Raw genomic sequence first — 8,195 nt, forward strand, 5'->3', positions numbered from 1 at the left:
ACATAAAATCAAATATAAAATGTTAATTGTGTGTCATGAATTGACTTGAATCAGATCGATGTATCGGTTGTTGATTTAAGTATCATGTTAAGTTTTATTGATTAGTTTATTGTTTTTATTGGCTTTATTTGTGGGTTTTTTGAGTATTTTTTTATTTTGTATCGAGATGTAACAAAATGGCGGTTTTTGTGAAAATGATACTAAGGTATGGCTGTTTTGTGCTATCTTTGTGTCTTATTAGTTGTTGCTCTGCTAGCCAAAAATAAAATAAGAGGTGTTTGCTGTGAGTATGTATAAGACTGTTGAGAGGCTGTTTTTCAACACTCTGACCAAGAAAATAACGGGTAATGTTGTCTTTCTTCTACTACCTAACGTTTTTGTTCTGTTAGGTGTCTATTGGCTTTATAGTCAGCTGCAAGTTTTGTCTGCACTCGATGGCGAAGCGGTAAAACAAGGTTTGCTGGGTATAAACGATCTACTTCCGACTTTTGCAATTTGCCTTGTCGCTACGGTTGTTGTTATCGGCCTTTTTACCATTATGTTCATGCGGCACCTTTTTCCTAAGCCGATTCGGGACATGATTAATGTGTTGGGTGCCGTTAAAGATAGGGGAGGCGACATTTCTGCCACGCTTCCAGATTACACTCACGATGAGATATCAGAGATGGCTAAAAGCTATAACGAGTTCTCTGATAGCCTTAAAAAGATGATTGCAGATACGCGACAGCGAAGCGTAAAGGTGGCTTTAAGCGCAAGTCAGTTGCAAAAAGTGATTTTGGATGCGGAAAAATCGGCATCCAGTCAGGAGGAAACTGCACAAAAAGTATTTCAGGCGAGCCAGGAAGCGTCACAAGCGATTGGTGGTATAGCAGAGCATACGCAGAATATTGCCAACAGTAATGATAAAAACCTTGCTGAAATCCGCGGTGCGGGTGAAGAGATGCGCCAGGTAAAAGAGAAGATGCGCGCGATTGAAACGCAGGTGTCTGATTTTCTCTCAGTGGTTCAACAGCTTTCAGAAAACTCCGACAACATTTTGCAGGTGTTAGGTCTGGTTCAGGATTTTTCAGATCAAACCAACTTGTTAGCCTTGAATGCTTCTATTGAGGCCGCTCGAGCGGGTGAAGCCGGGCGTGGTTTCTCAGTTGTAGCCGATGAAGTAAGGACGCTTTCGCAAAAGGTAAATGAAGCGACCAAAGAAATTGATGTCAACGTTAATCAGATGGTCTCTTTGGTACAGAATACCCGTGCAGGTGCTTCAAATATTATGCAGTTTGTTTCTGAAACGGATGGTTATATTCAGCAAACAAACGATAAATTTGAATCGATGATTGTTGATTTCGAAACGGTTAGCGGGCAGATGAATGACATAAGCGCTGCTATCGAAGAGTTGTCATACACCAATGAAAATACCCATACCCACGTGAGCGAAATAGCTAAACTGTCTGGTGCTATTCGTTCAGAGATGGAGCTTTCAACGCAACACTCTGTTGAGCTTGAAGGTGCTACTGAACAGATGCAGGAGTTATTGTCCCGTTTCAGTATAGGTTTTGGTGGTTTTGAGGATGTGCTGCGTATTACCAAAGAGGGCGCTGCTCAGGTACAGGAAGGATTGAATCAACTGAGTGGTCAGGGATTGAATCTCTTTGATACTCACTATATAAGAACCAACCCTAATCAACTGCCTGAGAAATTTGATACTTCCTATACCGATGCTTTCGAAAAAGTACTTCAGCCAATATATGACCGTATTACGGCTGAAAATCCGCAGTTCGCGATCGCTTGTTCGTTTGATTTAAACGGCTATTGTCCGGCGCATAACAGTAAGATATCCAAGCCTATGACTGGAGACTTTGCCCAGGATAATGCGCTAAGCCGTCACCGACGCATGTATAACGGTACTCATGCTGAATTACGCCGAGCTAACCAGACATCTCCATTTCTTTTACTGACTTTTATAAGGGATACCGGTGAGATTATGAATTCAATCTCGGTCCCTTTGTATGTTGATGGTCGGCACTGGGGTAATTTCTGTACCGGCTTTCTGCCGGATATCCTATTGGATGTGGAAGATTAACCCCTTTAAAACGCAGAGTGTAAACTCTGCGTTTTTGTTTAGGGCGTGCTAAAATTTTGCGTTTTTAGCCTACGGATCGCTCCAAATTGTCTTTTACTCCTCGCCAACTCAATACCCTGCTTTCTGAATGTCGCATTGCTGATCGGTTTAAAATTCGTCGTATGATCGATCGTGCCAGAAAAGATGAAAAGATACTGGCGCATGCTGCTGAGAAAATTGACGAATCTATTCAGTGGGTAGAGAAGCGTACTAATCGCGATGAAATTCACTACCCGGACCTACCCATTAGTGCCCGTAGGGACGAAATTACCAAGGCAATAAGTGAGAACCAGGTTGTTGTTTTAGCCGGTGAAACCGGATCAGGTAAAACGACCCAGTTGCCCAAAATCTGTCTGGATCTTGGGTTGGGTTGCAAAGGGTTGATTGGTCATACCCAGCCGCGCCGTTTGGCTGCTCGTACGGTAGCCTCTCGAATTGCAGAGGAGTTGAATACAACGCTAGGGGACCGGGTCGGATATCAAGTTAGATTCCATGATCAGGTGAGCGATACCACTCAGGTCAAGTTAATGACCGACGGTATTCTTCTGGCAGAAACGAAGCACGATCGTTTTCTCGAACAGTATGAAGTGCTTATTATCGATGAAGCTCATGAGCGGAGTCTGAACATCGACTTCTTGCTGGGTTATATCAAAAGAATCCTGCCTAAGCGTCCAGACCTTAAAGTCATTATCACGTCAGCGACGATCGATCTGGAACGTTTTTCTAAGCACTTTAATGATGCGCCGATCATTGAGGTGTCGGGAAGAACCTATCCTGTTGATGTGTTGTATCGACCTTTGCATGAGTTAGAAGGCGAGGACGAAAAAGCGATCGATATGCAGCAAGGAATTCTCGCTGCAGTAGAAGAATTGCTGGATATGGAAAGGAAACAGGGGCGAGGTCCGCAGGGCGATATTCTGATTTTCCTGCCGGGAGAGAGTGAAATTCGCGAAGCTGCTGATCTGCTTCGTAAGGCAGACCTTAAAAGTGTCGATGTACTTCCTTTATATGCAAGACTTTCGTTAGCAGAACAAAACAGGGTTTTTCAGCGAGGCAAGGGAAGTGTAGGTACGCGTATTGTTCTTTCCACTAACGTCGCTGAAACCTCCCTTACTGTTCCCGGTATTAAGTATGTTATCGACACGGGGTTGGCTAGAGTAAGTCGCTATAGCTACCGTTCAAAGGTACAGCGTCTTCCTGTTGAAGCGATTTCACAAGCAAGTGCTAACCAGCGATCCGGGCGATGCGGGCGTGTATCTGAAGGTACTTGCATCCGTCTCTTTTCTGAAGAAGATTTTTTTAGTCGCCCTGAATTTACCGATGCCGAAATCAGGCGAACCAATCTGGCAGCGGTTATCTTACAAATGCTGTCACTTAAGTTGGGTGATATATCAGAGTTCCCGTTTGTCGATCCGCCTGATAACCGTTATATCAATGATGGTTTCAAGTTACTGCAGGAGCTAGGGGCTGTTGATAGTAAACGTCATATCACCCGGATTGGCTGGCAACTTTCAAAGTTGCCGATAGATCCGCGACTAGGTCGGATGGTGATTGAGGCAAGCAGGAATAACTGTCTGCGTGAAGTCCTGATCATTGTGAGTGCCTTGAGTATCCAGGATCCACGAGAGCGTCCTCAGGATAAGCGTCAGGCGAGTGATGAGAAACATCGTTTGTATGCTCATGAAGAATCCGATTTTCTGACTTTTGTGAATTTATGGGATCTCTATGAAGAGCAGAGGCAGGCGCTTAGCCAGAATCAGTTACGTAAATATTGTTTGAAGAACTTCCTTTCATACATGCGTATGCGTGAATGGAGAGATACTCATCGCCAACTGCATATTATCTGCAAAGAGATAAAAGAGCAGGATAGTAAGTTTATTGAGCGCGAAGAACCTGCGTCTTATGAAGCGGTCCATCGATCCCTTTTGGCAGGGCTTTTAAGCCATATGGGTTTCAAGCAAGAGGGTAAGGAATACTTAGGTGCGAGAAACCGGCGTTTCTTCCTATTTCCTGGCTCTATTGTCTATAAGAAGGCGCCTAAATGGGTCATGGCAGCGGAGTTGGTAGAGACGAGTCAGTTATATGCGCGGTGTATTGCGAAGGTTGATCCGGTTTGGGCTGAGAAGTTGGGTCCTCATCTGGTTAAGAAAAATTACAGTGAACCCCATTGGGAGAAAAAGCGTTCCGAAGTTGTTGCTACAGAGCACTGACCTTATATGGATTGATCATTGTTCCTAAGCGTAAAGTCAGCTTTGGTAAAATCGATCATGAGCTTTCTCATGAAATTTTCGTGCGGCAGGCGCTAGTAGAAGGCGAGCTTAATTCGAAAGCGTCCTTTATTAAGCAGAACCGTGCTCTCTGAAAGGTATTGAAAAGCTCGAAGCGAAGTCCCGCCGTAAAGATTTGCTGGTTGATGAAGAGCAGCTTTACGAGTTTTATCGTCTGCGCATGAAGTCTATGCAGGGTGAGCATGTTGTTAATGGCGCGGGTTTTGAAAAGTGGCGTAAAGAGATAGAACAGCAAACCCCAGATGCGATGCTGATGCAGGAAGAAGACATCCTGCAGCGCTCAGCTGATCATGTGACTGCAACAGCCTATCCGGATTATTTTCAATGGGATGATGCGCGCCTAAAGTTGTTTTACAACTTTGAGCCCGGTGCAAATGATGATGGTGTTACCGTTCAACTGCCTTTGCCATTGTTGACATCAATTCCTACACAGCAGATGGAATGGTTAGTTCCAGGTATGCTGGAGGAGAAATGTACAGCCATTCTTAAGGGTCTACCTAAGCAACTAAGGAAGCATTTTGTCCCAGTACCTAATTATGTTGATGCATTTGTTCAGGCGGTTGAGTTTGGCGTGGGTAACCTCTATGAGGTTTTTGCACATCAGTTGTTAAGAATGACCGGGGTTCGTGTTCAGGAGGAGCAGCTTAGAAGTGGCGAGTTAACCGATCATCTACAGATGAATATTCGTTTAGTCGATGAAAAGGGCAGACTTCTAAAAGAGAGCCGTAACTGGGAAGCATTGAACCAGGAATTCTCATCTCAGATAAATGAACAACTGACGAAGAACAATGATAGTGACTGGGGACGGATCGGGCTGGTTGATTGGGATTTTGATGAGCTACAAGAGAGCTGTAGGATCAGTAAATATGCTGGAGTTGAAGTGGAAGCTTATCCCGCGTTGATTGATGAGGGGGATTCGGTGACCCTATGCCTCAAAAGTCATAAAGCGGATGCGTTGCTTGCCTCGACCCATGGTATTGTCCGTCTGGCCCTGCTCAATATGAAAGAGCAGGTTAGGTTTGCGAAAAAACTATTAACGAAAGAGAAGCTCGCTTCACTGGTTCTACTCAGTGGAGGGCTACTGAACCCTAAGCAGTTGGAAGCGGATATCATTTCGCAGTCGGTCAGAACCTTGCTGAAGCTTGATCAAGAGCTGATTCGGTCCAGAGGTAGCTTTGAGCAAGCACTTAAAGGGTGTAAAGCGGATCTGGTATCGCAGTGCGAACTCACAGTGAATCTGGTTACAAAGATTGTTACCTCTATGAACCAGATACAGAAGCGCCTTAAAGGTAAAGTGCAGTTGAATGAGGTCCCTGTACTGAATGATGTTAAGCAGCAAATTTCGCAGCTTTGTTGTCATGGGTTTATCAAAGAGCAATCTTTTGAACGCCTACAAAATTATCCGCGTTACCTTCAGGCTGCAGATTTACGTTTAGAAAAGTTCAGGAGAAACCTAAGGCAGGAATGCCTCTATAGTGATCAGTTATCGCAACTGTACCTGCAATATGAAAAACGAAAAGATAAATTGCATGCGCAGGGCATCTACGATCCAGAGTTAGAAATATACAGATGGATGATTGAAGAATACCGGGTTTCTTTATTTGCTCAGCAGCTTAAAACCCCTTATACGGTTTCTGAAAAACGCCTCAAACAGCAGTGGGCAAAGGTTCAGATTTGATATAGATCAATTTTCAAGCGGCCTAATACTTTTGTCGGGGTAATTATGCGGTTCTAACCATAGAACAAAGGTTGCACATACCTATGGGGTATGATGTAATGCGCGCAAATTAATGTTATTTGCTTTGTAATCTGACTATAGCTTGATAGAAGTAGTATCTAAGCAGGTTAAATAAGAAGAAAAACAAATAACTAGGTTTCTCGATCTAAAGCTTTTGTAGAAACCGCCGAAACAGTTATTAAAAGAAAAATTTAATTCACATGTTTGAATTTTTTTCTTTTTATAGTATTTTCATAGCGTAATAGCGTGTGAAATGCGTTATGCTAAGAAAAATTAAAAATTCACTACTAGTATGTTGAATATATTGAAGGGGAAATTTAGATGAAAAAGTCTATCATCGCTCTGGCTGTTGCTGGTGCTCTGACGGCTCCAATGGTTGCTCAGGCTGACGCTACTCTGTACGGTTCTCTACGTCTGTCTCTGACAGATCAGGACGGTGCTGATCTAGACCTGGCTGACAACACTTCTCGTATCGGTATCAAAGGTTCTTCTGAGCTTTTCTCTGGTGCGAAAGCTATCTATCAGTTCGAACAGGCTGTACGTGCTGACGACGCTACTGGTTGGAACGGCGGCCGTCTGGCTCTGATCGGTGTTACTGGTGATTTCGGTACTGCGCAAGCAGGTCAGATGTGGACTCCTCACTACCTGTGGACTGCAGCTGTAACTGATATCCTGGACAACGATGCTTCTGGTGCTGACGCTGGCTTCACTCGTGTAGGCAACACTCTGGCATACATCTCTCCAAACATGAACGGCTTCCAGGCTGCTGCTGCTGTAATCGCTGACGCTGCTACTGGTACTGAAGACATTGATACTACTCACGTTGCTGTTAAGTACTCAATGGACGGTCTGCATGTAGCTGCTTCTTACCTGGGTAACGAAAACGCTAACACAGATACTACTGCACTGGCTGTTTCTTACGCTGCTGACAACTTCTATGTTGGTGCTCGCGTACAGGACGACGAAATCAACCACGGTGCTGCTGGTGATGAGTGGTCTATCGCTGGTTCTTACTCCATCGAAAACACTAAGCTGCTAGCTAGCTTCACTGACGAAGACTCTGCTGCAGACGAAAGCTGGTCTCTGGAAGTTCAGCAGAAGCTGGGTAAACAGGCTCGCGTATTCGCTGCATACCGTGAACTTCGTGGCGTTGAAGGCGTTGAAGTTGGTTACCGCGTAGACTTCTAAGTCTAAATTTCCTTATGGAAATTAAAAAAAGGCTTCCTTCGGGAAGCCTTTTTTCGTTTTGTTTTAAGCTTATAAGTAACCTTTTATAAATTAAGCCTTTTTCCTATTTTTTTTATTTGAATTTCTCAGCTAGAATAGAGGTTCTTTTTAGTGGGGAAATAGAAGGGAACCTGCATGAAAGCCAAACTACATGGTTTATTACTGGCTGGCACTTTGGCGGCTACTCTGGCTCAGCCTGTAACTGCTGACGAAGTTAATGTTGATCCTTGGGAAGGTTTCAACAGAACAATGTTTAACTTCAATGATGGTTTGGACACTTATGCCCTTAAACCGCTTGCTCAGGGTTATAAGGCTGTTATGCCTGACCCTGCAGAGAAAGGGGTTAGTAACTTCTTCGCGAACCTGGCTGATGTTGGTACTATGCTGAACAATATACTTCAGGGCAAATTTGAAAATGCAGGCCAAGATTTTGCGCGTATTACTTTTAATACTACGTTCGGTCTGGCTGGCCTGATCGATGTTGCGACCCCTATGGGTATTGAAAAGCACAATGAAGACTTTGGTCAGACTTTTGGCTACTGGGGGGCAAGTAGCGGCCCTTACCTAGTGCTACCTTTCTTCGGTCCTACCACTGTTCGTGACGGAATCGGCAAAATTCCAGATTCAATGGTTGACCCTGTCATGCATGCTGGTGATAACAGTGACCGTAATGCACTTTATATTACCCGCGTTATTGATGGCCGTGCTCAGCTTCTTGAGGCTGAAAAGCTGATTTCAGTGATAAATATATCTTCGTTCGTGATGCATATCTGCAAAACGTGCTTATGAGATCTCGGATGGTGATGCCGAAAATTACGACGAAAAG

General features: G+C 44.2%; 4 protein-coding genes and 1 pseudogene. All 5 read left to right on the plus strand.

Going from position 1 to position 8,195, the window contains the following annotated elements:
• The first annotated feature begins 289 nt into the window (after nt 1-289).
• The 5 genes and pseudogenes from MED92_RS05195 (at nt 290) to MED92_RS05210 (ending at nt 8,158) form a co-directional block, all read left to right on the plus strand.
• A complete protein-coding gene (locus tag MED92_RS05195; RefSeq protein WP_007020454.1) occupies nt 290-2,077 on the plus strand; it encodes a methyl-accepting chemotaxis protein in 1,788 nt (595 codons plus the stop codon).
• A gap of 86 nt (nt 2,078-2,163) precedes the next feature.
• Nucleotides 2,164-4,326 (plus strand): ATP-dependent RNA helicase HrpA, encoded by a 2,163-nt coding sequence (hrpA, locus tag MED92_RS19210; protein WP_007020455.1) that lies wholly within the window; start codon nt 2,164-2,166, stop codon nt 4,324-4,326.
• Nucleotides 4,327-4,337: 11 nt separating this feature from the next.
• Nucleotides 4,338-6,082 (plus strand): annotated as a pseudogene (locus MED92_RS19215) (DUF3418 domain-containing protein).
• 381 nt (nt 6,083-6,463) lie between these two features.
• On the plus strand, nt 6,464-7,330 hold the full coding sequence (locus MED92_RS05205; RefSeq protein ID WP_007020458.1) for a porin: 867 nt from the start codon (nt 6,464-6,466) through the stop codon (nt 7,328-7,330).
• A gap of 174 nt (nt 7,331-7,504) precedes the next feature.
• A complete protein-coding gene (locus tag MED92_RS05210) occupies nt 7,505-8,158 on the plus strand; it encodes an MlaA family lipoprotein (RefSeq protein ID WP_007020459.1) in 654 nt (217 codons plus the stop codon).
• Nucleotides 8,159-8,195: the final 37 nt, after the last annotated feature.

Source organism: Neptuniibacter caesariensis, assembly GCF_000153345.1.
Lineage (GTDB): Bacteria > Pseudomonadota > Gammaproteobacteria > Pseudomonadales > Balneatricaceae > Neptuniibacter > Neptuniibacter caesariensis.